This is a genomic window from Aliamphritea ceti (assembly GCF_024347215.1).
Taxonomy (GTDB): domain Bacteria; phylum Pseudomonadota; class Gammaproteobacteria; order Pseudomonadales; family Balneatricaceae; genus Amphritea; species Amphritea ceti.
In genome coordinates this window covers 4,838,681-4,864,584 of record NZ_AP025282.1, presented here as the reverse complement: position 1 = coordinate 4,864,584, position 25,904 = coordinate 4,838,681, and the positions used below count along the sequence as shown (strand labels likewise).

The following is a 25,904-nucleotide window of genomic DNA, read 5'->3' as shown; positions in this document are numbered from 1 at the left end:
GGATACAGTGTGGGTCGCAGTACTCTGTCTGGTTTTATAAGGACGTTGCATCTCCTGTGAAAGGAATGTTGCCTGATAGTGTTTCTGAAAAATAATTATAAGAAGGATGCAAGATGTATAACGACGAAGAGTTAGACCGACTCATAGAGAAGCGAGGCATTCTTAAGGGCCTCAATTCGACTCTCGGCATTACAGCTATTGTTATGGTTGGGGTGTTTATTCTTTACACTGTTTTGCTTGGCCAGGCTGCAAGTGAACAGTTTCTCGGACTGAAAGCCTGGATTGAACAGACTTTAGGCTGGTATTACATTGCAGTGATGCTGATGGCATTTATTGCCTGTGTATATGTAATGTTTTCCAAAGTGGGTCAGATTCGTTTGGGGCAGGATGGCGATCGCCCAGAATTTACTAACTTTGCCTGGTTCTCCATGCTGTTTGGCTGTGGTACCGGTGCTGGCATGCTGTTTTTCTCGATGTCTGAACCGCTGATTCATTTTGCCAGTGGCTGGAGCGGTGGTAACCCGTTTCTTAGCTCAGAAGTTAAGGCGGCTGTGGCAACCTTCTTTGAAGCGAAACAGGCTGCTTTATCTGCTGGTCTGATGCCTGGAGATGAAGGTTTTCCTGTACCGAACGATCTGGTTGCAGATGCTGTTGCCGGCGGTCTGAAGCTGACGATCTTCCACTGGGGTACAGTGGCATGGGGTATGTACGCGATTGTAGGTTTATCGCTGGCGTATTTCGCATTCCGTAAAGGACTGCCGTTATCGATGCGTTCTTCTTTGTATCCGCTGATTGGCGATAAGATTTATGGCCCAATTGGTCACACTGTCGATATCCTGGCTGTATTCGGTACTATTTTCGGTATCGCGACTACGCTGGGCTTAGGAGTTGAGCAGATTGGTTCCGGTCTGGTTTCTCTGGGTGTTCTGGAAGAGAAATCACAGACAGTTACTGTTGTGTCTATATTGCTGATTACAGTAATTGCGACCTTCTCTGCAACCACTGGTGTGGCAAAAGGCATTAAGATTCTGTCTGAGCTGAATACCTGGATCTGTATTGTTATTCTCGCGTACTTCCTGGTTGCCAGTAATGCAAATTACCTGATTGCCAGCACGCTGACCGGTTTAGGTGAGTATGTGTCTGAAGCGGTCCAGATGACACTGTGGACAGCACGTAGCCCTGAAGAACGTACATGGCAGGGTGGCTGGACTATCTTCTACTGGGGCTGGTGGATTGCCTGGGCTGCATTCGTAGGCATGTTCATTGCGCGTATCTCCCGTGGTCGTACCGTACGTGAGTTTGTTGTGGGTGTAATGTTAGTACCTTCAATGGTTGCGGTTGTATGGTTTGGTGTAATTGGCTCTGCGGGTATCTATGAAGGTATCTACGGTGCTGATATGAGCATCTACAATACTGCTGTAAACAACTGGGATTATGCCGGTACGCTTTACGCAGCCTTTGATGTAGTAACGCCTGGGGCGATGGCTACTGTTGCAAAAATTGCAGCTCTGGTTGTAGTTGTGGTGTTCTTCGTAACTTCTGCTGACTCCGGTACGTTGGTATTGGGTCGTCTGTTATCTTTCGGCCGTCGTCCGCCGGTACAGCAGCGTATTATCTGGGGCATGCTGCTGGGTGCAGTAACTCTGATGATTCTGTTGCTGGGTGGTAAAGAAGCGCTGAAAGCACTGCAGGCAGCCTCTATTGCCGGTGCCTTGCCGTTCACCTTTGTCATTATCGCGATGACGATTGGCTTATTGAAATCACTTCGTGAAGAAAGCAGCGATATGGTTCAGGATGAAGAACAGATTCGCGAGATGATCAATAAGGAAATCTCTGATCTTTCCTAGGCTTTAAGCCCTGCTTTTTAGTCAGGCTTTTAATTCAGGCTTAGAACGGAAATAAAAAAGCCGGTATCGAAAGATACCGGCTTTTTTGTGTCTGAATAAAGACTAGTTCAGCTGGTAAACCACTTGCCCTTCCAGCAGGGTGTAATTGACCTGACCTTTCAGCGTATGGCCCATGAAAGGGGTGTTCTGACCGGCAGACTTGCAGGTCTCCGGTGTCAGTGTCCATTCAGCTTGTGGATCGAAGATGCACAGATCTGCCGGCAAGCCTTCAGCAATCTGGCCAGATTCAATACCCAGTACTTTTGCCGGACCAGAGGTTAGCTTGGACAGCATTTGTGGCAGGCTGATCAGCTCCTGGTCCACCAGAATCAGAGATAGTGACAGCAGCGTTTCAAGACCTGTCATGCCCGGTTCTGTTGCGGCAAAAGGTGCTTGCTTGGCTGCCGTTTCATGTGGCTGATGATCCGAACAGATTGCCTGAAATCCATCGCTCAGAAGAGCCTGGCGTAAACCTGCACGGTCCAGCTGGCTACGCAAAGGTGGAATCAGGTGGAAGTTAGGGTCGAAGCCGTTAACGTTTTCGTCTGTCAGCAGCAGGTTCTGAATAGCAATGTCAGCGGTGACCTGCAGTCCACGGTTACGGGCTTCCATGACCATTTTGACTGAGCGTTCGCAGGATAGCTGGCCGAAGTGAGCGCGGACTTCTGTCTGTTCGATAAGTAACAGGCAGCGGGCAACTTCGATGGTTTCTGCCGTTTCCGGAATGCCGTTCAGGCCGAGGCGGGTACAGGTGGTATCTTCATGCATCGCTCCGCCAGAAGACAGGCCTGCATCTTCCGCCTGAAAGATAACCAGTAAATCGTGTGTAGCTGCGTATTCCAGACAACGGGTCAGAACCAGCGAGTTTTTAACTGGCAGACGCATGTTTGTGAATGCAATGCAGCCGACCTGGCTGAGGCCGTGCAGTGGACTCAACTGTTCACCGGCAAGACCCTGAGTCATTGCACCCATAGGTAAAATACGTGCGTTGCCGGCTTCACGGGCGCGGTCCTGAATCAGGTCCACGACGGCAGTAGTGTCGGCGATTGGCTTGCTGTTTGGCGGTGTGCACAGAGTGGTGATACCACCAGCGGCAGCAGCGGCAGTTTCAGTATTGATATTGCCTTTACGGGTGAAACCTGGCTCCCGTACATGCGCGCAAAGATCGATTAGCCCAGGGCTGACAACCTGATTGCTGGCATCGATGGTCTGGTCTGCCGTGAAGCCTGCAGGTGCTTCGCCAATAGCGGCAATTTTACCGGCACTGATATAAAGATCGGTAACCTGATCCAGCTGGCTGGCCGGGTCGATCACACGACCCCCTTGAATCTTGATGTTCATGTTTATTCTTCCCGCTTATTCTGCACTGCTGGCTTGCTGTTCAGCACGGCGCTGAGCTTCGGTCGTTTGGCCGCTCATAGACATTGACATAACCGCCATACGTACCGCGATACCGTTGGTCACCTGATTCAGAATCAGGGAGCGTGGTCCGTCGGCAACCGCGGATTCAATTTCGACACCACGGTTAATCGGTCCGGGATGCATGACAATGGCATCCGGGTGGGCATGTTTCAGTTTGTCTTCGCTGAGGCCATAGAGTTTGTAGAATTCAGCTTCACTTGGCAGCAGGGCGCTGAGCATGCGTTCCCGTTGCAGGCGTAGCATCATGACGACGTCGACATCTTTCAGGCCTTGGTTCATGTCTGTATAGACCTGTACGCCCAGTGCTTCGATATGACGTGGTAGTAGGGTGTGTGGCGCAATAACCCGGACTTCAGCAGCGCCCAGTGTTCGCAGGGCATGAATTTGTGAGCGGGCTACCCGAGAGTGCAGGATGTCACCGACAATGGCTACCTTCAGCGGGCTGAAGTCACCTTTGTGCTGACGAATGGTCAGCATATCCAGCATCGCTTGAGTAGGATGAGCATGGCGCCCGTCACCGGCGTTGATGACTGCTACATTTGGCGTCACATTTTCTGCAATGTAATGTTGAGCACCACTGTCGGAGTGGCGCACGACGAACATATCAGAATGCATCGCTTCCATTGTCATCAGGGTGTCTCGCAGGGTTTCCCCTTTCGCCGTGGAAGACGTGCTGATGTTCAGGTTAAGCACATCAGCGGACAAGCGTTTGGCTGCCAGTTCGAAGGTACTGGCAGTACGGGTGCTGGCCTCGAAGAACAGGTTAACGACAGTCTTTCCGCGTAACAGCGGGACTTTTTTGACTTGCTGGGCACTCATGTCGACAAAAGAGTCGGCGGTATCGAGGATTTCGCTCAGCAGTTCGCGGCTCAGACCTTCGGTCGTCAGGAAGTGTTTAAGCTGACCTTCGCTGTTGAGCTGTATTTGATTTGGATCTTGTTGTTCAAACATGTTGGGGTTCCGAAGTGTTTGCCAGGACTCAGTCGGCACGTTTGCTGATTTCAATGGATAATGGCTGTGGTCCGGTCAGTTTTACCCGTTCACCGGCATCCAGCAGCATTACTTCACCGATCACATCTGCCTGTACTGGCAGTTCACGACGGTTAAGGTCGATCAGCGTTGCCAGGGTAATAGACGCGGGGCGGCCATAATCAAAAATTTCGTTCATTGCAGCACGTACTGTTCGACCGCTCATAAGAACGTCATCCACCAGGATAATGTGCCGGCCTTCTGTTGCGGTGGGCAGTATAGACGGCTGTACCTTTGGGTGCAGGCCCATGCGGGTGAAGTCATCCCGGTAGAAGGCTATATCCAGAACGCCCATAGGGCTGTCCAGTTCGAGGCTTTTTTGCAGGGCTTCTGCAACCCAGACGCCACCGGTACGGATACCAATGATCATTGGGTTATCGATTTGCTTAGCTTTCAGATAGTTTTGCAGCTCGAGGGTCATTTTTTCTAATAACGCGTCGACCTTAATCACGCCCGATACCATATAGGTCCTCCAGTCGGGTTTCGCTGGAAATGCGACTATCGCTTGCCAGCCAGTCTTCCAGAATGAGTTGCGCGGCAATGCCGTCTACAGAGTTTTGCTTGAAGTTATGGCTACCGCCACGGGATACACTGATGCGCTTGGCTTCGTCTGAAGTGAGGCGTTCATCCATCAGGTAGCAGGGCAGTTTACTGCGTTCTTTCAGGCGGTTGGCGAACTTCCGCGCCCGGCGCGCCATATCACTGATAGTTGCATCCATATTCAACGGAATACCTACTACTAAAGAGGTGGGTTGCCATTCAGCTATCAACTGATCGAATATTTGCCAGTCGGGAATACCGTCGCGGGCGGCAACTGGCTCAAGCGGCGCAGCGGTACCGGTCAGACTCTGACCAACAGCCACACCTATACGGCTGGTGCCGAAATCAAATCCCAGTACGGTTTGAGTAGTTTCGCTCATTAATTCTTCTTGTGAAATTTATGCGTGGCCACTTTGGGCTGTCATAAGATCCAGATTAACACCGAGACTTGCAGCGGCAGCATGTAGCCGTTGCTCGGCAGGAATGTGGAATAGTATATCTAAATTTGCCGGGCAACTTAACCAGGCATTCTGGCGGATTTCTTCTTCCAACTGTCCAGCACCCCACCCGGCATAGCCGAGCGCAACCAGACTGGGGATCTGCTGTTTGCTATTGGCCAGATCCTCAAGAATATCCAGTGAGCTGGTAATGCTGACGCTGTCGCTGACTTCATAGGAGGAGAGCCATTCCTGTTCGGTACTGAGATGCAGGACAAAGCCTTTATCTGTTTGTACCGGGCCGCCGGCATAGACAGGTTGTGGTGTGGCTTCGTGATCAGCATCTATTTCCAGATGGCTGAGTAATGCCTGGAAACTCAGGTCCATCGGGCGGTTGATGATAATCCCCATCGCACCTTCTTCGTTATGATCACAGATATAGGTGAGGCTTTGCGCAAAGTTGCCATCATGCATATGCGGCATTGAAATCAGAAAGTGATCACGCAGACACATAGTGTTATCGAGATTGCCTGGTGGTGTGGTAGATGGCGTTTCAGAGTCAGAAGATAAGGACATAACGGAGGGCTCCTTTTCTGCCGCTGGTGCTGTCTGAGACAGAGCCAGCATTGCTGTGTATAGCGGGTTGTTTAAACGCCAGCATGCGGGCCATTTGTTATGACCTTAGTACTAGGACTAGTACACCCGGGTGGTTTTCTCAAATTTCCAGGTGCGAATAATTTCCAGAATATCGGTGGTCTGACGCATTTCTTCCGGGAATGGCTGGAAAGGTGAGGCCAGTTCCACAATTCGCATAGCGGCATTATCTAACAAACTGCTACCGGATGAATGCAGTATCTGAATTTCTTTTACATAGCCGTCCGGTTGAATCGCAACGAGTAAACGCAGACTGCCATAGAGACGTTGCTGATGCGCCTGTACCGGATAGTTAAGATTACCAACTGCTTCAATACGACGGCGCCAGCTGGATAAATATTCTGCATCGTTGTGGCTCAGGGTGCTGGCAGATGTCATCCATTTAACCCGGGGGCGTTTTGCAAATGCCTGCTGTTGGAGTTCTAACTGTGCTTCAAGACTGGCGATTTCTAAGTTACGGGCGATGATCGTATCGGCATTTCCGGGTACGGATGCTGCAGATTTAGCCTGCTGTTGCTGTGTCTGATTTTGTGGCGCTGCTTTTTGTTGCTGTTTGGCGAGACTGGTGATGACTTCGTGCTGACTGTTACTTTCAAGTTCGCGCTGCATGCCATCTATTTCTGCCAGTGCGGTTTCTAACAGAGAGAGATCGTCAAGGTTAAACTGACGGTTATCAACTGCTAATCGTGAGGTAACATCACGGATGTCGTCTGCCTGAAATTCAGCTTTCTCCCGAGTGGATGGTAGCTGTTTTTCTTCTAACTGGCCGCTGCCTAACTGGTTGTTCTGGGCAATAAAATCAGCGTTTTCGGGGGCTTCATCGCTTTTAAAGTTAGCCAGTGTGATTTCCAGTGTCTGTGGTATCTCGCTGACATTTGGCAGCGAAAAGCTAATACCCAGTATGGCGACTGCATGGATTGCAACGGCCATGAATATGGTAAAACCCAGCCGGTCACCGGATGAAACAGAGGCTTGTACAGCGCTGTTCATGAACAGCGCTCTGCAAGTGTTTTATGGCGAAGTATTACAGGCATTAAACAGTGTTATCCACGTGCTGCCAGCTTGGCTTCAACAACGTCCATCAGTTGCATACCGATATCCAGGCCGAACTGCTCATCCAGTTCACGGATGCAGGTTGGGCTGGTAACGTTTACTTCGGTAAGGTAGTCGCCGATAACATCAAGACCGGCAAACAGAATGCCTTGTGCTTTCAGGGTTGGACCAACTTGCTTGGCGATCCACAGTTCCCGTTCGGTTAGAGGGCGACCAACACCAACCCCACCGACTGCCAGGTTGCCGCGCACTTCCCCGTTGGTTGGAATACGGGAAAGACCAAAAGGTACAGGTTCACCGTCTACCAGCAGGATACGCTTATCACCGTCGACAATTTCCGGCAGGTATTTCTGCGCCATAATCGTTTCGGTACCGAATTTAGTCAGGGTTTCAATAATAACTCCCAGGTTCACCCCTTCTTCCTGAATGCGGAAAATGGATGTGCCGCCCATGCCATCAAGTGGTTTAAAGATGACATCTTTATATTCGGCGTGGAATTCCCGAAGCAGCTCATCGCGGCGGGTTACCAGTACTGGTGGGCAGCATTCAGGGAAATGTGTAGCGAAGATTTTTTCATTGTAATCCCGCAATGCCTGTGGACGGTTAACCATCAGGGTATTACCGGCAGCTGCAGCTATTTCCAGTAAATGTGTGGTGTAGATGAATTCATTATCGAATGGGGGATCTTTGCGCATGAGCACAGCGTCCAGCGTGGAAACTTCCTGGATCTGATATTCACCGCGCTGGAAAAAATTGTCCGGATCCATAGCGACGGTCATCGGTGCCATTTTAGCCAATACCTTACCGTCACGCAGGTAAAGATCCTGTTGTTCCATATACCAGATTTCCCAGCCTTTACGCTGTGCGGCCCAGAGCATGGCCAGGGAACTGTCTTTCTTAAAGCTGATGTCCTCAACGGGGTCCATCACGATGCCGATTTTAATAGTCATTCGATAACCTGGTAGTTTGTGAGCCGCCAGTGACCGGAATTAAAAGGGTCACATGAGTCTGGCTGATATACGTTATTGCAGAGTTTACTTGGCTGCAGGTTTGTGTGCCATACAGAGTAATAGAAAACATCTGTCACTCTGGGTTCAGTTTTTCGTGTTCAGGTCGCCCCATAAAAACTGCAGCACAGATAACGCGGCTACAGGAGCGGTCTCGGTACGAAATACCCGGGGACCGAAAGCGACAGGCTTAAAGCCGGCCGCTAATGCCTGCTCTACTTCTGCTTCACTGAGTCCGCCTTCAGGACCTATCAGTAATGCAACAGATGCAGGCGGTTGCAGCGTTTCTAAGGGTTGCTCCGTATGGTGGTGTAACACCAGTTTTAGATCTGCGTCGACATTCGTGATCCATTCGTAGAGTGTCTGTGGTGGCTGAATTTGCGGCACATCACAGCGCAGGCTCTGTTCACAGGCGCTGATAGCTGTTTGTTGCCAGTGACGCAGACGCTTATCCTGGCGTTCATTGCTGAGCTTTACTTCACAACGTTCGGAGAATAGCGGGGTCATGCCTGACATGCCGAGTTCAGTTGCTTTCTGAATGGCGTAATCCATACGTTCACCGCGGGACAGGCTCTGACCTATTTCAATCTGCAGGGGAGATATACGACCTGGCTGGCTGACCCTTTCTATGCGGGCACTGACCTGGCGTTTAGCGACTTCTGTCAGGCGGGCGTGGTATTCACAGCCGTCGCCGTTAAACAGGGTTAGCTGGTCGTCGGGCCGCATGCGCAGAGCGCGGGCGACATGTTGTACGACAGCGTCGCTGAGTTGAATATCCTGATCGGCCGCAAGGGGCTGGTCTTCATAAAAACGGGGGATTCTCATAGCAATTTCTAGCCTGGCCTGATCAGTGGTTATGTCTACTGGAATGATAGCGGGTTTAGCAGGCGAAAAAAAAGCATCTGGCAATGCTCAGATGCTTTTTTTAACAAGCAGACAGAGAGTGTTTTACAAACCTGCGTCGGCTCGTAAAGCTGCGGCTTTATCTGTTTTTTCCCAGCTATAGGCTGTGAAAGTTTCATCTTTTACTGTCATTTCGTAAGGGTTTTTACCGAAGTGACCGTAAGCTGCTGTCTGGCGATACATTGGATGCAACAGATCCAGCATACGAGTAATCGCGTGCGGGCGAAGATCGAAGTGCTGGCGGACCAGTTCAATGATCTTTTCGTCGCTGATCTTGCCAGTACCGAAAGTGTTGATCGATACGGAGGTTGGTTCCGCAACACCGATGGCGTAAGAAACCTGAATTTCACACTTATCAGCCAGGCCAGCAGCAACGATGTTTTTAGCAACATAACGACCAGCATAAGCTGCTGAGCGGTCTACCTTAGAAGGGTCTTTTCCAGAGAAAGCGCCGCCACCGTGGCGGGCCATGCCGCCGTAAGTATCAACGATAATCTTACGGCCGGTCAGACCGCAGTCGCCCACAGGACCACCGATAACAAATTTACCGGTTGGGTTGATGTGGAATTTGGTGCTGGCATCAATCCATTCTGCAGGCAGAGTGTGTTTGATGATCAGTTCCATAACGGCTTCCTGCAAGTCAGCCATAGAAATATCAGGATCGTGCTGTGTGGACAGTACGACTGCATCAATACCGCAAGGCTGGCCGTTTTCGTAACGGAAGGTTACCTGGCTTTTTGCATCCGGGCGTAACCATGGCAGCAAGCCTGATTTACGTGCTTCAGCCTGGCGTTCAACCAGACGGTGTGCGTAGCAGATAGGTGCTGGCATCAAAACGTCTGTTTCGTTGCTGGCATAGCCAAACATCAGGCCCTGGTCGCCGGCACCCTGATCTTCAGGTTTAGAGCGGTCTACGCCCTGAGCGATATCGATAGACTGTTTACCGATGATGTTCATTACACCACAGGTGCTGCCGTCGAAGCCTACTTCAGACGAAGTGTAGCCAATATCATTGATAACGCCCCGTACCAAGTCTTCCAGATCGACCCAGGCAGAAGTACTGACTTCACCTGAAACAATCGCAACGCCGGTTTTAACCAAAGTTTCGCAGGCAACACGGGCGTATTTGTCTTCAGCAATAATGGCGTCTAGCACCGCATCGGAAATTTGGTCGGCAATTTTATCCGGATGACCTTCTGAAACTGACTCAGAAGTGAATAAGCTGTATTCGCTCATAGTTTATGGTAATCCTCGCAGTATTAAGACTCCCTGGCTGTTACCTGGCTGTTCGCTGGGTCGAGTTTTGAACTTCACGCCGGATGGGAGGAGATAAATAAATTGGCGGATAGTTTAATGATCTTATAGGCCGAATGCATGGGGAATATATCTGTTTAAGCGTTTTTTTTCGCAATTCATCATGAATTTGCTTCAATTTTATGAAATTTACTCGAAATAGGTTTGAAGCTGTCTGCTGGTTGAGCGAAAATACCGCCACTTTTTGAATGCTGCATGTTTGCGGCACAAGTGTTATTTCAACCTCAACTTGGGTTCCAACCCCGGAGTGAATGAATGTCCTCGCGTAGAGAACTGGCGAATGCGATCCGTGCACTGAGCATGGATGCTGTACAGCAAGCTAAATCTGGCCACCCTGGTGCGCCAATGGGTATGGCAGATATCGCCGAAGTACTGTGGAATGATTTCATGGTACACAATCCATCCAACCCACATTGGATGGATCGCGACCGTTTCGTCCTGTCTAATGGTCACGGCTCCATGCTGATTTACAGCCTGTTGCACCTGACAGGTTACGACCTTTCTATCGATGACATCAAAAATTTCCGTCAGCTGCATTCTAAAACGGCAGGCCACCCGGAATATGGCTACGCGCCAGGTGTTGAAACAACCACTGGCCCGCTCGGCCAGGGTGTGACTAACGCGGTAGGTTTTGCGATTGCAGAGAAGTCTCTGGCAGCGCAGTTTAACCGTGAAGATCACGAGATCATTGATCACAACACCTATACATTCCTGGGTGACGGCTGCCTGATGGAAGGTATCTCTCACGAAGCTTGCTCTCTGGCGGGTACGCTTGGGTTAGGTAAGCTGGTTGCGTTTTACGATGACAACGGTATTTCTATCGACGGTGAAGTTGAAGGTTGGTTTACTGATGATACACCTAAGCGTTTTGAGTCTTACGGCTGGCAGGTAATTCCAAACGTTGATGGTCATGATCATGATCAGATTCGTGCGGCTATCGAAGCAGCTCACGAGAATACTGAACAGCCTACCCTTATTTGCTGCAAGACCATTATTGGTTTTGGCTCGCCAAATAAACAAGGTAAAGAAGACTGCCACGGCGCACCTCTGGGTGAAGAAGAAATCGCACTGGCCCGTAAAGAGCTGGGTTGGGAGCACGACTCTTTCGTTATCCCTGAAGATATCTATGCGCAGTGGAGTGCCTTAGAAGCTGGTCAGAATGCTGAGAATGACTGGGACGAAAGCTTTGCTGCATACAGCAAAGAATATCCAGACCTGGCTCGTGAGCTGATCCGTCGCTACACCGGCGAATTGCCAGCTGATTTCTCTGCACAGGCTGATGAAGTTATTCAGCAGTTGCAGGAAAAAGGTGAAACAATTGCCAGCCGTAAGGCATCTCAAAATACGCTGAACGCATTTGGTCCGTTATTGCCTGAACTGATGGGCGGCTCTGCTGACCTGGCAGGCTCTAACCTGACCTTATGGTCTGGTTGTAAGGGTGTGACTAAAGATGATGCATCTGGCAACTACCTGTTCTACGGCGTACGTGAGTTTGGTATGTCTGCGATCATGAACGGTATTGCACTGCACGGTGGTTTTATTCCGTACGGCGCGACCTTCCTGGTATTCATGGAGTATGCCCGTAACGCACTGCGTATGGCGGCTCTGATGAAGCAGCGTGCAATTCACGTTTACACGCACGATTCTATCGGTTTGGGTGAAGATGGTCCGACTCACCAGCCAATCGAACAAATTGCTAACCTGCGTCATACGCCAAACATGAGCACCTGGCGTCCATGTGATGCGGTTGAGTCTGCGGTTGCATGGAAGTCTGCACTGGAACGTAACGACGGTCCTACTGCGATGATTTTCTCACGTCAGAATTTGCCACATCAGGATCGTTCTGCGGAACAGCTGGCAAACGTTGCCCGCGGTGGTTATATCCTGCGTGATACGCAAGGTACACCTGACGCTATCCTTATTGCTACCGGCTCTGAAGTTGGTTTGGCAATGGATGCTGCGGCAGCACTGGAAACAGAAGGCAAACAAGTACGTGTTGTATCTATGCCTGCTACCGATATGTTTGATAAGCAAGATGCGGCTTACCGTGAAGCAGTTCTGCCTGCTGCTGTGACAGCGCGTGTTGCTGTTGAAGCTGCTCAGGCTGACTTCTGGTACAAGTATGTTGGCCTGAATGGCGCGATTGTTGGTATGACTAGCTTTGGCGAGTCTGCGCCTGCAGGTGAGCTGTTCAAGCTGTTCGGCTTTACCGTCGAAAACGTTGTAGAAAAAGTTAAGTCAGTTCTTTAATTACTGACATGATCACGGCCAGTCTTTCGACTGGCCGTTTTTATTACGGCGGACTGCAGATTAATGACATACAGAGTTGCAATTAATGGTTATGGGCGCATTGGTCAGAGTGTGCTGCGGGCGATTTATGAGTCCGGTTACCGTGATCAGTTGCAGGTTGTTGCTCTGAATGAGTTATCAGATATCGAGACAGTTTGTTATCTGACCCGTTATGACACCACCCACGGGCGTTTTCCTGTACCGGTGGATCATGATGGTGAAAACCTGCTGATAAATGGGGATTCTATTCGGGTGCTTAATGAAGCGGATCCGGAAAAATTACCCTGGCAGGAAATGAATATTGATCTGGTGCTGGAATGCTCCGGTACCTTCAGTGACCGTGCGACTGCGCAGCGGCATCTGGACAGCGGTGCTGCCCGTTTGCTGTTTTCTCAGCCGGCGCAGGCGGATGTGGATGCCACCATTGTCTATGGATTCAATGATCAAATACTAACGGCGGATCAGAAGGTTGTGGCGGCAGGTTCCTGTACCACTAACTGTATCGTGCCGTTGCTGGATCTGATCGACGGTGAGCTTGGCATTGAGAATGGTGTAACCACCACAGTACATTCGGCGATGAACGATCAGCCGGTGATCGACAGCTATCATCAGACTGATTTGCGACTGACCCGCAGCGCTATGCATTCAATCATTCCGGTGGATACCGGGTTGAATAGAGGCATTGAACGCTTATTGCCACAAATGTCCGGTCGTTTTGAATGTCTGCACTTACGAGTGCCGACTATTAATGTATCGGTACTGGACATCAGTCTGAATGTTCGTACCGCCACCGATGCACAGCAGATTAATCAACTGCTGCGGGAGGCTTCACAAGGGCCGTTGCAAGGGTTGTTGGGCTATACCGAAGAGCCACACGCCTCGGTGGATTTTAACCGGGATCCCCGGTCGGCAATTGTCGACGGAACCCAGACCCGGGTCAGTGGCGGTTCTTTAGTGAAACTGCTTTGCTGGTTTGATAATGAATGGGGCTTTGCCAACCGTATGTTGGATGTGGCGAAGGCCTGGCTGGCGTGCCGTCACTAGACGTATGCCCGTAGAAATAAGTTGATAGGAAGCCTTATGAGCGTACTGAAAATGACTGATCTGGAACTGCGCGGTAAGCGGGTTCTGATTCGTGAAGACTTAAACGTGCCGATTAAAGACGGCATAGTGACTAGTGATGCCCGTATCCGCGCATCTTTGCCAACTATTAAGCACGCGCTTGAAGCGGGTGCCAAGGTAATGGTGATGTCTCATCTGGGTCGTCCGACTGAAGGTGAGTTTGATGCTGCCAGTTCACTGGCACCGGTTGCTGCTCATTTGTCTGAGCTGTTGTCCCGTGAAGTACCGCTGATCAGTGACTGGTTAAACGGTGGCTTTGAAGTGGCGGAAGGCGATCTGGTATTGCTGGAAAATGTACGCTTCAATAAAGGCGAAAAGAAAGACGACGAAGCACTGTCTCAGCAGATGGCTGCTTTGTGCGATGTTTACGTGATGGATGCTTTTGGTACGGCACACCGTGCCCAGGCGTCTACTCATGGTGTTGCTAAATTTGCATCAGTAGCCTGTGCAGGCCCGTTACTGGCAGGCGAGTTGGATGCGCTGGCTAAAGCGCTGGATAATCCTGCCCGCCCAATGGCAGCGATTGTTGGTGGCTCTAAAGTATCGACCAAGCTGACTGTTCTGGAATCTTTGTCTGATAAAGTTGATCAGTTAATTGTTGGTGGTGGTATTGCGAATACTTTTCTGGCAGCTGCTGGTAAGCCAGTCGGTAAGTCACTGTGCGAACATGATCTGATTGGTACCGCTAAGGCATTGATGGAAAAAGTAAAGATTCCTCTGCCTGTCGATGTAGTAGTAGCAAAAGAGTTTTCTGAGTCAGCGGCTGCTGAAATCAAGTCGGTTGATGATGTTGCTGAAGACGATATGATTCTGGACATTGGTCCTGAATCTGCTGCCCAGCTGGCAGCGTTGCTGGCAGATGCCGGGACTATCATTTGGAACGGTCCGGTTGGCGTATTTGAATTTGATCAGTTTGGTGATGGTACTAAAGTATTGTCGGCTGCTATTGCGGCAAACAAAGGCTTTTCGATAGCAGGCGGTGGTGACACTTTGGCAGCTGTTGATAAGTATGCGATTGCTGATCAGGTATCCTATATTTCTACCGGCGGTGGTGCTTTCCTCGAGTTTGTTGAAGGTAAAGTGCTGCCAGCGGTTGCGATGCTGGAAAGCCGCGCGTAAGCGCAATGAATTATTGCCTGGCTGATGAATCAGCCGGGCAGACGGAATAATGATGGCCTGCGGGCCATAAACACAGATAAAGGTGAAAACATGGCTCTTATCAGTATGCGTCAGCTGCTGGATCACGCAGCAGAAAATGGCTACGGCATTCCAGCTTATAATGTAAACAACCTGGAGCAGATGCGCGCCATTATGGAAGCGGCGAGCAAAACTGATTCACCGGTTATTGTGCAGGCATCCGCCGGCGCACGTAAGTACGCCGGCTCTAACTTCCTGCGTCATATGATTTTGGCTGCAATCGCTGAATTCCCACATATCCCTGTATGTATGCATCAGGATCACGGTACTTCACCGGCTATTTGTCAGCGCTCTATCGCGATGGGTTTCTCATCAGTAATGATGGACGGTTCCCTGATGAGCGATGGTAAAACACCTTCAAGCTACGAATATAACGTTGATGTTACCCGTCGTACTGTTGAAATGGCGCATGCTTGCGGTGTTTCTGTAGAAGGCGAGCTGGGTTGCCTGGGATCTCTGGAAACAGGTCAGGCTGGCGAAGAAGATGGTGTTGGTGCTGAAGGTACTCTGTCTCAGGAACAAATGCTGACAGATCCGGAAGAAGCTGCTGACTTTGTAAGCAAAACTGCGGTTGATGCGCTGGCAATTGCCTGCGGTACATCTCACGGTGCTTATAAGTTCACTCGTCCACCTACCGGTGACATTCTGGCTATTGACCGAATTCGTGCGATTCACGAACGTATTCCTAACACCCACCTGGTTATGCACGGTTCTTCTTCTGTGCCACAGGAATGGTTGGCAGTTATTAATGAGTTCGGTGGCGAGATTCCGGAAACTTACGGTGTGCCGGTTGAGCAGATCGTTGAAGGCATTAAGCACGGCGTACGTAAAGTAAACATTGATACTGATCTGCGTCTGGCATCTACCGGTGCAGTACGTCGTTTCATGGCAGAAAATCCTTCTGAATTTGATCCGCGTAAATTCCTTAAAGCAACTATGGTTGCGATGAGCGATATCTGTATTGATCGTTATGAGGCCTTTGGAGCAGCTGGTCAGGCAAGCAAGTTGACTGCTATTTCTCTGGAAGATATGGCTGATAAATACAGCACAGGTGAGATGTAAGTTATCTCTCTTTCGAAAAAAGCGCCTGATGGCGCTTTTTTTATGTCCAGGCAATAATGCACCGAATGGGTATACAGCTAGTTACCAGAATTGCCAGATACGGAGTTCTGGAGTAATTTTAATAAGAGGCTATTACATGCCTTATGTAGAGTCAGGGAATGACGACATGATTAGAGCTAAGGATTGCTGCCTTAATTTATCCAGGTTTTAACATCTTACGGGCTGCCGAGATTATCGGGTTTCACAGGGCCGTTTTCTATTTCTGACTGCTTTTAATTTTCCATCGCGATTACTGCCCGGGAGTATTTCGGGTTGTTATCCAGATCAGTCAGGTGAGATCTATGTTTTTTTTCAAAAAATCTAATCAGGATGATTCCTCTGCCGAGGAGGCTAATAACCATAATGCCCTGGTTGTTGATGCTATTAACCGCTCCATGGCGTCTGTTGAGTTTACTCCCGCAGGTAAGATAATCACTGCAAATCCAAACTTTTTGGCTGTAACCGGCTATGAATTACAAGAGTTGGTGGACCGGCATCACCGGATTTTTTGTGAGGCTGAATACAGTAACAGTAAAGAGTATCTGGATTTCTGGCACCGCTTAAACAATGGTGAGTTTATTGAGAGCCGCTTTCGACGTATCAGTAAAAACGGTGAGATTTTATGGCTGCAGGCTACCTATAATCCTGTCTTTGATGATGTAGGTAAGCTGGTTAAAATCATTAAATTTGCCTCTGATATCACTGATGTTGTGGTTTTTGAAACAGAGTTGAAGGAAAAGCTAAATGCACTTAACCGTTCAGCTGCCATTATTGAGTTTCAGCCTGATGGTTGTATTACAGAGTGCAATGATAACTTTCTGGCGACGGTTGGTTACCGGAAAAGCGAAATTATCGGTAAGCATCATCGGATATTCTGTGAATCTGATTATGTTGATTCAGATGAATATCGTGATTTTTGGGAAAGGCTGAATCAGGGGGAGTATTTTCGTGGACGTTTTAAGCGTTTAACAAAGTCAGGGAATATTCTTTGGTTAGAAGCGACGTATAACCCGGTTTATAACAGTGCGGGTGAATTGTGCAGCGTTGTAAAGTTTGCCTCAGATATTACCCGCCGTACTTTGCAGACGGACGCAGAGCGGGAAAGTGCCCGAATTGCTTACCGCATTTCAGGTGAGACGATGCGAACTGCTGAAGAAGGTGGTGTTGTTATTAATCAGGCAGTAGAGGAGATGGTTAATATTGCTGAGTCTGTCAAAACGTCTTCATCGTATATAGAAAACCTGAATAAGCAGTCGATTGAAATTAGCTCGATTATTAATACTATTCAGGAGATTGCTAATCAGACAAATTTGCTGGCGTTGAACGCAGCAATAGAAGCTGCAAGAGCCGGTGATCAGGGTCGTGGTTTTGCAGTTGTGGCTGATGAAGTGAGAGGCTTGTCGACACGCACATCTGAATTAGTCGCTGAAATATCGACAATGATCACTAATATTCAGCAATCTACATCAATGGCTTCAGGAAGCATGGAAAAATGCCTGGTTAAAGCCTGCCATGGTGTAGAGCTGGCTAACCAGACTGGCGATGTGATTACCCAGATTCAGCAAGGCGCCAGTGAAGTTGTCAACGCGATTGATCAGTTTTCGAATACTCTGCAGGACTGATAATGATCACAACATAGTCAGAAGTTGTTTGATCAGATCATGGTGCTCTCCGTGAGGTGAGTAAGCAGCATAAGCTTTCATTTCGAGCCGGGGGGCGTCTTCAACAATAAACAGCTCGCCGTTATTAATACGTTCAGCGGTAGTGATGGTCGGTAAATATGCTGACCCACCGCAGTTCAGCATCAGTTTCAGTGCAATGCGCATACTGTTGACGCGCACCGGTGCGAGAGGACGCTGTGGAAAATACCGCTCGTGCAATGAATTAAATACACTTCCCCACTCAACACGGATATAGCCACTGGAGGTCGCCTGGTCTGCATTTAAGCCGGGCTGGGTTGAAACCAGCTGTAATGGAATTGATTTCAGCTCCTCGATGACCAGATTGGCCAGTTTTGGCTGTTCGTAAATAAAACCGATATCAATTGAGCCTCTTTCAAGTTTTTCCATCACTCTAAGTGTGGTGCTGTCTTCTGCCCGCAGAGCGAGCTCAGGCATTTTGATGTGCACGTCGTTTAACCAGTCCTGTAAAAATATATCCCAGAGGCTGGGTGTGCCTGCGACTACGAGCCTTTTATTCAGATTGGCACTTAGCGCAATATCTTCATAAGCACGTTCCCATGCATTCAGAATGAAGCGTGCATGACGCACCATGTGCTCACCGGCAGGGGTCAAACTTACCTGTTGATGGTTACGGATAAACAGGCTTAGGCCGAGTATTTCTTCAAGTTGTCGGATGCGGGCACTGACCGTAGATGGTGCAACGCACAATGTTTCCGAGGCTTTGCCGAAGTTTCTGGCATGTGTGACCTCAAGAAAGGTTTTCAGTAAAACTGTATCCATAATTGCAATTCGATTTTTTTGTTCATAGTGGCTAGTTTTTTTCGTTTTTTAGAATAGCAAAACATAACTAGAATTACGCCCGGAATCTATCTATCTGAAATTTGGTGAGGGGAAACAGGTCTGTGAATACAAGCACAGAAACGCAATCCCGGGGTTTTCCACTCCGTTGGTTAAAGCGTTTGCCTATGAAACAAACCGTCGCGGGCGCGGTATTTTTGGTGTTAGCCATCCTGATGAGTCAGGTTGTACCCAGTGTGGAAATTGCCTGGGTGACTGCAGTATTGATACTGACAATTTATTTATTTGCATTTGAAGTTGTCGGCGTAGATGTTGCGGCGATTCTGATAATGGTATTGCTGGGATTAACCGGACTTTTTGCACCCTTAATGGGGCTGGAAGAAGGTCTGGTGCCAAGTACAGCATTGTTTAACGGTTTTTCCAGTAACGCGGTTGTGTCGATTATTGCCGTAATGATTATTGGTGCCGGCTTAGATAAGACCGGACTCATGGGTAAAGTTGCCAACTGGATTTTAAAAGTAGGGGGGCGTACTGAGAAACGCATTATTCCTATTGTATCCAGTACTGTAGGTTTTATTTCCTGCTTTATGCAGAATGTAGGTGCTGCTGCGCTATTCCTGCCGGTTGTTAGCCGTATTTCTGGTCGGACTGGCTTGCCAATGTCACGTTTGCTGATGCCGATGGGCTTCTGTGCCATCCTGGGCGGTACCATGACCATGATTGGTTCCAGCCCCCTGATTTTGCTAAATGATCTGATGCTGACGTCTAATCAGGCCTTGCCTGCTGATCAGCAAATGGATCCATGGTCGCTGTTTTCCGTCACGCCTGTTGGTATCTGTCTGGTTCTTACCGGCATATTGTACTTCATGGTTGCGGGCCGTTTTGTATTGCCGAACAACGAAGGTGACAGTAAAGCTGTCAGTACGTTGGAATACTTCAAAGACACTTATGGTGTTGATTACGAACTGATGGAAGTTCGTGTACCTGAAGACAGTACACTGGTTGATAAGACGCTGGCAGAAATTGAACGGCCATATCAGGTACGTGTTACTGCAGCTCAGTTTACTAACGGTATTCGTCGAATTGGTGCCGGTGGTTTAGAGCGTAGTGTGGGTATCGAATCTAACACTATTCTGGCAATCATGGGTTCTGCTGATGCGTTGGATAAGTTTACAGCGGACTTTGAATTGGATCGTCGTCCGGAGCTGGACTCATTTTCTGAAGCTTTATCTGCTGCTAAGGCGGGTATCGCAGAAGTTGTTATTCCGCCAAGCTCTCAATTGGTAGGCAAGTCTGCCCAGGATGTTCGTTTACGTAACGCTTATGGTCTGGCGATGGTTGCTATGCACCGGGCTGGCGAAACGTCAATGGCAGGTCAGGGCATCCGTACTGTTGAGTTTCAGGCGGGTGATACGCTGGTATGTCACACCACTTGGGAAGCCCTTAACCGGGTGGCACAGGACCGGCTGAACTTTATTGTTGTTACCAGTAACTATCCGAAAGAAGATCTGCGCCCGCATAAAGTAGGCTGGGCTCTGGGTTTCTTCCTGATTGCCTTAACTATGGTGCTGTTCACAGATATTCGTCTTTCTATTGCGCTGTTAACCGGTGCTGTGGGCATGGTTCTATCTGGTGTAATGAGCATCGAAGAGGCTTATGAATCAGTTAGCTGGAAGACAGTGTTTCTGTTAGCCAGTTTGATTCCTTTAGGTATGGCGGTCGAGACGACAGGTACTGCAGCCTGGATTGCTGATCAGACGCTTAGCTTGCTGGATGGCATGCCTATCTGGGGATTACAGCTGGCTGTTGCTGTGCTGGCGACTTTCTTTACCCTGGTAATGTCTAACGTAGGTGCAACCGTTCTGTTGGTGCCTCTGGCTGTAAACATCGCGATTGGTGCGGGAGCAGACCCAGCAGTATTTGCGTTGACAGTTGCTTTAGCGACTTCCAACTCCTTTCTGATTCCTACGCATCAGGTGAATGCGCTGATTATGGGACCTGGTGGCTATCGGGTACCGGACTTCATGAAAGCCGGTGGTGTGATGACGCTACTGTTCTTAGTTGTACTGATTGTAATGATGAATGTAGTGTTTTGATTCGCCGTTATACTCACTGAAAAAGGCGCCGTAAGGCGCCTTTTTTGTATTTTTAGCTGTTCAGTTTTTTGTCGGCAGATGTTCATAGCGCTGATCGGTCAGGGTATTCATAAAGGCGACAAGAGCGTCAATGCGCTTGTTATCCAGTGCGGGTCCGGATTCCAGTTCTTTCAGTGCAATATTTTCTGGAATTTCCGGTGATTGCCACTGCTTACCGGTTTCCGGGTTAATCTGGCGTTTAGCGCTACGGCTGTTGTATTTGTTGTAAAAAAGAATAACTGTGCGTAAGTCCTGGAACACACCGTTGTGCATATAAGGGCCGGTCACCGCAACATTGCGTAGCGTGGGTACTTTGAACTTACCTGCCTGGGCTGGGTCTTCAACAGCTGGATTATCCAGCAGACCGCGGTCCTTATGTTCAGGGCTTACACCGTTTACTGCCCGTAAGTCATTATTTACAGGCGTACCAATATTGAAGTACTGGTAATTTGTAAAAGTTTCCTGATTCATACCGGGCCGGGTTTTCAGTTGGTGACACTGGTTACAGTTAGTAAACTGCTGAGAAAAAAACAGGGTACGCCCCAGTTCCTCTGCGTCGGTCAGTTGATACTCACCTTTAAGGTAGCGATCGTATTTTGAGTCAAATGGGGCGAAGAAGTCGGTGCTTTCAAAGGTTGCGATACTGTCGGCCATTGCCAGGTATGCCTGTTCAGCATCGTTAAGTACTTCTGGGCCATAGAGTTTATTAAAGCTCTCTCGGTAACTGGCGTTTTCCAGTAAGCGTTGCAAGATAGCTGTGTTGTCCGGCATAGCCATTTCGACAGGGTTTGTTGGTGGGCCCATAGCTTGTTCTGCGAGCGTATTTACCCGTCCATCATGAAACTGACCGCCCTGATACTTACCATCTTTTAATTCAAAGGCTGGGCTAAATAGTGCGTAGGCCGCTGTCGGAGCATTACGGTCACCGACAGATGTATTATCGCTGCCCAGTGATGCTGCACCTTTAACGCCGTTATCCCGTGGATCAGCAAAACCTGTGCTTGGGTTATGGCAGGTTGCGCAGCTTTGATTGCGATTAACTGACAGGTTTACATCAAAGAAAAGCGCCTTACCAAGTTCTGCTTTTGTTGTGAATACCGGTTCGGCAGCATGCGCCAGACTGGTCGCTGTCATCAAGATCATAACGTATGGCAATGGAGCAGATCGAGTCATAATAGATAATTCAAATGATAATTAGTTTGATTCGGTATTCTAACATAGCCCTGCGAATGTTATGTCAGTTCTGTTTGATCCTGATCAGTTTAGGTAGTGTTTCTAGCCATAATTATCTGTTTTAGTCGCAGTTGTGAAACATAAGTAACAGCCGTTGGTGTGGGCATTTAATCAGTTGGCGGATGCCTTCATTGCGTCAGGGTCGATGATGTTGCTGATCAAGTAATATGTTTTGAACTGAAATACCGGTAAGCCTGAGTCAGATAGCGTGACATGCAGTTTGAATGGGAGGAGGTTTGAAATGTACTTTCGGTATAGCTTTTTGATCTGTTGCGTTTGGTTGTCAATTACTTTGTAACTATGATGCAGGGATATAGTGGCAGTCTCAGGAAGTGCCTGTGACGATCCTGTGAATCCTGTTGAGATAAAGGAGCTTCCGGTTATGCAGCATATTGAAGAGATCAGTCGGGAAGCACGGGCATGCCGGGTATGTGAAGCAGCACTGCCTCATGGTGTACGTCCTGTATTTCAGGCAGCAGCTGAAGCGCCTATTCTGATAGCTGGTCAGGCACCTGGGCGCAGGGTGCATGCCAGCGGTATTCCTTTCGATGACCCCAGTGGGGATCGGTTACGTCAGTGGCTTGGCGTGGATAAAGCAACATTTTATGACCCTGCTTGCTTTGCAATTATTCCAATGGGTTTTTGTTACCCAGGAACTGGGAAGTCAGGTGATCTTGCGCCCCGTAAAGAGTGTGCTGCTATATGGCGTGAAAAGATGTTAGCTGCTTTACCGGCGTTAGAATTGAATCTTTTAATAGGGCAATACGCGCAGGAATGGCATTTAGGAAAGAGTAAGCAAACTCTGACAGAGCGGGTTCATGACTGGCGGACATACTATGATGTGGCGCCGGGTCTGGTTAGGCATTTGCCTTTGCCTCACCCTAGTCCGCGCAATAATATCTGGCTGAAACGTAATCCATGGTTCGAAGAAAATATTATACCGGAGCTGCAGCGGCTGGTGGCGGACTTATTAAATAAAAAAAGAGCATCCTGAAAGATGCTCTGTTAAAACGCTTAGTGTGTGAAAAGCGTGAGGTCTGAGAAAAAGCAATTCCCGTTTATTTCTTTGCCAGGCTGGTAAATTTTTCCTGTTGTTCAGGCGTCAACTCTGCGTAAACTTTCTGCTTCAGCTCGGCTTTACTACGGATAAGGGTAGCGGCGGCGTCCTGTCCCTGTTTAATTAGCGTTTCAACCTGCTGCGAGTAGTCTGTATCCGCAACGTTCAGGTTCTTAAGGTCCTGGCGTAGAGATTTCATTTCACGCATTTGCTGACGCATATTTACGAATTGCTGATCAAACAATGGTGCCAGAGTGTCTTCCTGAGCATCTGTCAGTTCCAGCTTTTTATCGAGACGCTCAAGGGACATTCCCTGCATACCGAACTTACCGTGACGGCCCTTTCCGTGTTCACCTCGCTCGGAATATTCACCTTTACCACAGCCATAGCCTTCGCTGTTGCCCGCCTGAGCGGCGCCTATACCTAAAGTAGTCAGGCCAACTGTTGCAGTAGTGATCGCGATAATGATTGATTTGCGCATGATGTATCTCCTTTGGGGATTGCGTCTGATTCGATGACTGCAGTATGTGAGATGTCTGTGCTAAGTTGGGTTAAGTCGATGTAAAGTTAGGTAAAGGCTGTGCAAGGTATCCTGCTTTTGCTTATTCTGGCTAACATAAGCAGGGATATTAGAGATAACAGAGGCAGATTGAATATGGCTGAACAGCCACAGATTTTATTGATAGATGACGACCCTGAGCTGTGTCAGTTGATGGGTGAATACCTGTCTCATGAGGGTTTTGAGATTAGTTTTGCACACAGTGCTGAAGAAGCGTTACCGCGTTTGCAGAATAATGCTTTCAGCTTACTGATTCTGGATATCATGATGCCGGGCCAGAGTGGTCTTGAGTTGTTGCAACAGATTCGTCCGGCAGTGCAGATACCGGTGATTATGCTGACAGGGCGGGGAGATGATGTTGACCGGATACTTGGTTTGGAAATGGGGGCGGACGATTATCTGGCGAAACCCTGTAACCCACGTGAACTGGTTGCCCGCATTCGGGCGGTGCTTCGCCGGGCAAAGCCTCAGGCGCGTGCTGATGAGCAGCATCAGTTAGGTATGCATGGTATTACGCTGGATACTGCCTGCCGTGAAGTGCAGGTAAACAGCGTTGATTTACCGCTGACCAGTGCTGAGTTTAATGTGTTGGCGCAGTTGATGCTACATGCTGGTCAGGTTGTAAGTAAGGACATACTTACTGAGAAAGTTCTGCATCGTAAGCTGACTGCTTATGACCGGGCAATTGATGTGCATGTTAGCCGGGTGCGGCAGAAAATTCAGCAGCAATTACCTGCAACAACCATCATTAAAACAGTACGTGGCGAAGGCTACTTATTTGTTGCTGATAATGCCGGAGCTGTGTGATGAAACGCTTCACGTCTCTGGGCTGGAAAATATTTCTGTCTATCTGGTTAACCAGTTTGCTGGTGGTGCTGATTACTGCCTTTGTGATGGGGCGTGTAGTAGAGCGCGAAAAACATCAGGAAGTGTTGGCTGCCAAAGCGATGGGATTTGCGGAAGTGTTGGTGGAGCGTTTTGAGCGTACCGGCTCAGTACAGCGTTCGCCATCCTGGTTGAAACCGTCATACGATAATGATGGCGGGCATAATGACGGAAAGAAAAAGGAAGGCTACGGGCGAGAAAAGCGTGGCCATGATAATCGTGAGCATAATCAGCGTGAGCGGCAGTTTTTGCCTTATTTTAAAGTCAGGATTTATGCGGCGGATGGTAAGCAAATAGCCGGGCCTAAACGGCCAGTCGGAAAAGAAAAGCCCGGCAGTATGTTTTTAACGCTGACAGCAGATAGTGGCAATGATTATCGGGTAGTTGTTGATATCAATCCGCGCAAGTCACTGTACTGGTCGGTTTTCAAGTTTATGCTGTCGGTACAGATGGTGGTGATTATAGTTGTTTCGGCGTTGGCCAGTCTGTGGTTAACCTGGATTGTTATACGGCCAATTAAGCGCTTACGGCAGCATACTGAAGATTTGTATCAGGGAAACTATTCAGTTCGTACAGATACCCGGCTTTCAGCAAGAGCGGATGAAATAGGCGATCTGGCCCGGGAATTTAACCGTATGGCAGACCATGTTGAGCAGGCATTAAGTGCAAATCAGCGTTTGTTGCAGGATGTATCGCATGAGTTACGGGCTCCTCTGGCGCGTTTGCAAATGGCAGCAGGGTTAGTAGAACAGCGGCTTGGTGAAGATGATCAGGTCCTGGTAACCCGGATAAACCTGGAGTGTGAGCGGTTAAGCCGGTTAATAGATGAAATTCTGAGTTTGGCACGGCTTGAAAGTCAGTCCGGAGATGCGCAGTACTTTGAGTTACAGCCGTTGTTGAACAGTCTGGTTGAGGACTGCCGTTTCATTGCTACTGAGCATTCGCTTAAGTGGCAGGATAGAGGGGAGCGATTAGGTGTGTTTGGGCATGCGGAGCTGCTCCGGCGTGCTGTGGATAATGTATTAGGTAATGCGCTTAAACATACACCGGCAGGCAGTGAGATTTGTGTCAGCGTGCAACAGGTTGGAGAGCGTTGCCGGATTTGTATCGAAGATAACGGACCCGGTGTTGATGAAGCTCAGCTGGGCAGGCTGTTTGATCCTTTTTATAGGCAGCAACAGCTGGATAACGGTTATGGTCTGGGGCTGAGTATTGCCAAGCGGGCTGTAGAATTATTAGGTGGGCGAATAGAGGCCAGTAGTTCGTCAGGTAAAGGCTTGTTGGTATGTATTGATTTGCCACTGGCCAATGATATGTAAGTTTCATGAGTCATCAAAATTATAATTTGATGTAATGTTAACCTGTTAAGTGAGCTATTGTTTATTTTCGTTTCTTAAGCAAGGTCATTGTTTTTTAAAGGTTAATTTTGATAACTGACTTTTCATGATTATGACTACAAGCATCCTGATAGCTATTTTGGTGATTTATAGCTGTCAGGATTAATCACAGTTAGTTTTTGATGGATTAATATTTGATTATAAATAGTCGTTAAATTTCGCTAATCTGGTTTGTGTGGTTTGTGTGGTTTGTGTGGTTTGTGT

The 25,904-nt window shown here is 48.7% G+C and carries 22 protein-coding genes; 10 read left to right on the top strand and 12 right to left on the bottom strand.

Annotated elements, in window-relative coordinates:
* The first annotated feature begins 113 nt into the window (after positions 1–113).
* A complete protein-coding gene (locus OCU49_RS22065; protein WP_261842669.1) occupies positions 114–1,847 on the top strand; it encodes a BCCT family transporter in 1,734 nt (577 codons plus the stop codon).
* Between the two features lie 102 nt (positions 1,848–1,949).
* On the opposite strand, the gene OCU49_RS22060 is transcribed toward OCU49_RS22065, so the two are convergent.
* The 9 genes from OCU49_RS22060 to metK form a co-directional block, all read right to left on the bottom strand.
* Positions 1,950–3,227, bottom strand: a complete 1,278-nt coding sequence (locus tag OCU49_RS22060) for a dihydroorotase (protein WP_261842668.1) — start codon at positions 3,225–3,227, stop codon at positions 1,950–1,952.
* 15 nt (positions 3,228–3,242) lie between these two features.
* Positions 3,243–4,259: an aspartate carbamoyltransferase catalytic subunit gene (locus OCU49_RS22055; RefSeq protein ID WP_261842667.1), complete on the bottom strand. Its 1,017-nt coding sequence runs from the start codon at positions 4,257–4,259 to the stop codon at positions 3,243–3,245.
* Positions 4,260–4,287: 28 nt separating this feature from the next.
* Positions 4,288–4,800, bottom strand: coding sequence for a bifunctional pyr operon transcriptional regulator/uracil phosphoribosyltransferase PyrR (gene pyrR / locus OCU49_RS22050; protein ID WP_261842666.1), 513 nt, complete (start codon positions 4,798–4,800; stop codon positions 4,288–4,290).
* Positions 4,781–5,257, bottom strand: coding sequence for a Holliday junction resolvase RuvX (gene ruvX, locus OCU49_RS22045; protein WP_261842665.1), 477 nt, complete (start codon positions 5,255–5,257; stop codon positions 4,781–4,783). Before ruvX ends, pyrR begins: the two co-directional genes overlap by 20 nt.
* Positions 5,258–5,275: 18 nt before the next feature.
* Entirely contained in the window at positions 5,276–5,890 is a 615-nt protein-coding gene (locus OCU49_RS22040) for a YqgE/AlgH family protein (RefSeq protein ID WP_261842664.1), read from the bottom strand.
* Between the two features lie 117 nt (positions 5,891–6,007).
* A complete protein-coding gene (locus tag OCU49_RS22035) occupies positions 6,008–6,958 on the bottom strand; it encodes an energy transducer TonB (RefSeq protein WP_261842663.1) in 951 nt (316 codons plus the stop codon).
* Between the two features lie 53 nt (positions 6,959–7,011).
* Entirely contained in the window at positions 7,012–7,971 is a 960-nt protein-coding gene (gshB, locus tag OCU49_RS22030; protein ID WP_261842662.1) for a glutathione synthase, read from the bottom strand.
* 144 nt (positions 7,972–8,115) lie between these two features.
* Positions 8,116–8,853 (bottom strand): 16S rRNA (uracil(1498)-N(3))-methyltransferase, encoded by a 738-nt coding sequence (locus OCU49_RS22025; RefSeq protein WP_261842661.1) that lies wholly within the window; start codon positions 8,851–8,853, stop codon positions 8,116–8,118.
* Between the two features lie 123 nt (positions 8,854–8,976).
* On the bottom strand, positions 8,977–10,167 hold the full coding sequence (gene metK, locus OCU49_RS22020; protein WP_261842660.1) for a methionine adenosyltransferase: 1,191 nt from the start codon (positions 10,165–10,167) through the stop codon (positions 8,977–8,979).
* Between the two features lie 333 nt (positions 10,168–10,500).
* Here metK and tkt point away from each other — a divergent pair, with 333 nt between their 5' ends.
* The 5 genes from tkt to OCU49_RS21995 all read left to right on the top strand — a co-directional run bounded on the left by tkt (position 10,501) and on the right by OCU49_RS21995 (position 17,576).
* A complete protein-coding gene (gene tkt, locus OCU49_RS22015) occupies positions 10,501–12,495 on the top strand; it encodes a transketolase (RefSeq protein ID WP_261842659.1) in 1,995 nt (664 codons plus the stop codon).
* Between the two features lie 63 nt (positions 12,496–12,558).
* Positions 12,559–13,578: a glyceraldehyde 3-phosphate dehydrogenase NAD-binding domain-containing protein gene (locus OCU49_RS22010; RefSeq protein ID WP_261842658.1), complete on the top strand. Its 1,020-nt coding sequence runs from the start codon at positions 12,559–12,561 to the stop codon at positions 13,576–13,578.
* A 36-nt stretch (positions 13,579–13,614) separates the two neighbouring features.
* Positions 13,615–14,775, top strand: coding sequence for a phosphoglycerate kinase (locus OCU49_RS22005; protein WP_261842657.1), 1,161 nt, complete (start codon positions 13,615–13,617; stop codon positions 14,773–14,775).
* Positions 14,776–14,865: 90 nt separating this feature from the next.
* Positions 14,866–15,915 (top strand): class II fructose-bisphosphate aldolase, encoded by a 1,050-nt coding sequence (gene fba / locus OCU49_RS22000; RefSeq protein WP_261842656.1) that lies wholly within the window; start codon positions 14,866–14,868, stop codon positions 15,913–15,915.
* A gap of 341 nt (positions 15,916–16,256) precedes the next feature.
* A complete protein-coding gene (locus tag OCU49_RS21995) occupies positions 16,257–17,576 on the top strand; it encodes a methyl-accepting chemotaxis protein (protein WP_261842655.1) in 1,320 nt (439 codons plus the stop codon).
* Between the two features lie 6 nt (positions 17,577–17,582).
* Here the strand turns inward: OCU49_RS21995 and OCU49_RS21990 are convergent, their stop codons facing one another.
* Positions 17,583–18,416 (bottom strand): LysR family transcriptional regulator, encoded by an 834-nt coding sequence (locus tag OCU49_RS21990; RefSeq protein ID WP_261842654.1) that lies wholly within the window; start codon positions 18,414–18,416, stop codon positions 17,583–17,585.
* Positions 18,417–18,538: 122 nt separating this feature from the next.
* Between OCU49_RS21990 and OCU49_RS21985 the strand changes: the two genes are divergently transcribed.
* Positions 18,539–20,530, top strand: coding sequence for an SLC13 family permease (locus OCU49_RS21985; RefSeq protein WP_261842653.1), 1,992 nt, complete (start codon positions 18,539–18,541; stop codon positions 20,528–20,530).
* A 60-nt stretch (positions 20,531–20,590) separates the two neighbouring features.
* Here OCU49_RS21985 and OCU49_RS21980 read toward each other — a convergent pair whose 3' ends face one another.
* Positions 20,591–21,742 carry a cytochrome-c peroxidase gene (locus OCU49_RS21980; protein WP_336605356.1) on the bottom strand — a complete coding sequence of 384 codons (1,152 nt, stop codon included), beginning with the start codon at positions 21,740–21,742 and terminating at the stop codon, positions 20,591–20,593.
* Positions 21,743–22,184: 442 nt separating this feature from the next.
* Here OCU49_RS21980 and OCU49_RS21975 point away from each other — a divergent pair, with 442 nt between their 5' ends.
* Positions 22,185–22,796 carry a uracil-DNA glycosylase family protein gene (locus OCU49_RS21975; protein ID WP_261842652.1) on the top strand — a complete coding sequence of 204 codons (612 nt, stop codon included), beginning with the start codon at positions 22,185–22,187 and terminating at the stop codon, positions 22,794–22,796.
* A 64-nt stretch (positions 22,797–22,860) separates the two neighbouring features.
* Here OCU49_RS21975 and OCU49_RS21970 read toward each other — a convergent pair whose 3' ends face one another.
* Positions 22,861–23,340, bottom strand: coding sequence for a Spy/CpxP family protein refolding chaperone (locus OCU49_RS21970; RefSeq protein ID WP_261842651.1), 480 nt, complete (start codon positions 23,338–23,340; stop codon positions 22,861–22,863).
* A 174-nt stretch (positions 23,341–23,514) separates the two neighbouring features.
* Between OCU49_RS21970 and OCU49_RS21965 the strand changes: the two genes are divergently transcribed.
* Together OCU49_RS21965 and OCU49_RS21960 are read left to right on the top strand one after the other, a co-directional pair.
* Positions 23,515–24,225: a response regulator gene (locus OCU49_RS21965; protein WP_261842650.1), complete on the top strand. Its 711-nt coding sequence runs from the start codon at positions 23,515–23,517 to the stop codon at positions 24,223–24,225.
* On the top strand, positions 24,225–25,622 hold the full coding sequence (locus OCU49_RS21960) for a sensor histidine kinase (protein WP_261842649.1): 1,398 nt from the start codon (positions 24,225–24,227) through the stop codon (positions 25,620–25,622). Before OCU49_RS21965 ends, OCU49_RS21960 begins: the two co-directional genes overlap by 1 nt.
* Positions 25,623–25,904 lie beyond the last annotated feature (282 nt).

What these genes read in the sequence shown, in the direction of transcription:
- OCU49_RS22010 (WP_261842658.1), top strand. Translation starts at nt 12,559, where the DNA reads ATGACATACAGAGTTGCAATTAATGGTTATGGGCGCATTGGTCAGAGT.
- OCU49_RS22060 (WP_261842668.1), bottom strand. Translation starts at nt 3,227, where the DNA reads ATGAACATCAAGATTCAAGGGGGTCGTGTGATCGACCCGGCCAGCCAG.
- gshB (WP_261842662.1), bottom strand. Translation starts at nt 7,971, where the DNA reads ATGACTATTAAAATCGGCATCGTGATGGACCCCGTTGAGGACATCAGC.
- OCU49_RS22065 (WP_261842669.1), top strand. Translation starts at nt 114, where the DNA reads ATGTATAACGACGAAGAGTTAGACCGACTCATAGAGAAGCGAGGCATT.
- OCU49_RS21960 (WP_261842649.1), top strand. Translation starts at nt 24,225, where the DNA reads ATGAAACGCTTCACGTCTCTGGGCTGGAAAATATTTCTGTCTATCTGG.
- OCU49_RS21970 (WP_261842651.1), bottom strand. Translation starts at nt 23,340, where the DNA reads ATGCGCAAATCAATCATTATCGCGATCACTACTGCAACAGTTGGCCTG.
- OCU49_RS22025 (WP_261842661.1), bottom strand. Translation starts at nt 8,853, where the DNA reads ATGAGAATCCCCCGTTTTTATGAAGACCAGCCCCTTGCGGCCGATCAG.
- OCU49_RS21965 (WP_261842650.1), top strand. Translation starts at nt 23,515, where the DNA reads ATGGCTGAACAGCCACAGATTTTATTGATAGATGACGACCCTGAGCTG.
- OCU49_RS21995 (WP_261842655.1), top strand. Translation starts at nt 16,257, where the DNA reads ATGTTTTTTTTCAAAAAATCTAATCAGGATGATTCCTCTGCCGAGGAG.
- OCU49_RS21990 (WP_261842654.1), bottom strand. Translation starts at nt 18,416, where the DNA reads ATGGATACAGTTTTACTGAAAACCTTTCTTGAGGTCACACATGCCAGA.
- OCU49_RS21980 (WP_336605356.1), bottom strand. Translation starts at nt 21,742, where the DNA reads ATGACTCGATCTGCTCCATTGCCATACGTTATGATCTTGATGACAGCG.
- fba (WP_261842656.1), top strand. Translation starts at nt 14,866, where the DNA reads ATGGCTCTTATCAGTATGCGTCAGCTGCTGGATCACGCAGCAGAAAAT.
- ruvX (WP_261842665.1), bottom strand. Translation starts at nt 5,257, where the DNA reads ATGAGCGAAACTACTCAAACCGTACTGGGATTTGATTTCGGCACCAGC.
- OCU49_RS22035 (WP_261842663.1), bottom strand. Translation starts at nt 6,958, where the DNA reads ATGAACAGCGCTGTACAAGCCTCTGTTTCATCCGGTGACCGGCTGGGT.
- tkt (WP_261842659.1), top strand. Translation starts at nt 10,501, where the DNA reads ATGTCCTCGCGTAGAGAACTGGCGAATGCGATCCGTGCACTGAGCATG.
- metK (WP_261842660.1), bottom strand. Translation starts at nt 10,167, where the DNA reads ATGAGCGAATACAGCTTATTCACTTCTGAGTCAGTTTCAGAAGGTCAT.
- OCU49_RS21975 (WP_261842652.1), top strand. Translation starts at nt 22,185, where the DNA reads ATGCAGCATATTGAAGAGATCAGTCGGGAAGCACGGGCATGCCGGGTA.
- OCU49_RS22005 (WP_261842657.1), top strand. Translation starts at nt 13,615, where the DNA reads ATGAGCGTACTGAAAATGACTGATCTGGAACTGCGCGGTAAGCGGGTT.
- OCU49_RS22040 (WP_261842664.1), bottom strand. Translation starts at nt 5,890, where the DNA reads ATGTCCTTATCTTCTGACTCTGAAACGCCATCTACCACACCACCAGGC.
- pyrR (WP_261842666.1), bottom strand. Translation starts at nt 4,800, where the DNA reads ATGGTATCGGGCGTGATTAAGGTCGACGCGTTATTAGAAAAAATGACC.
- OCU49_RS22055 (WP_261842667.1), bottom strand. Translation starts at nt 4,259, where the DNA reads ATGTTTGAACAACAAGATCCAAATCAAATACAGCTCAACAGCGAAGGT.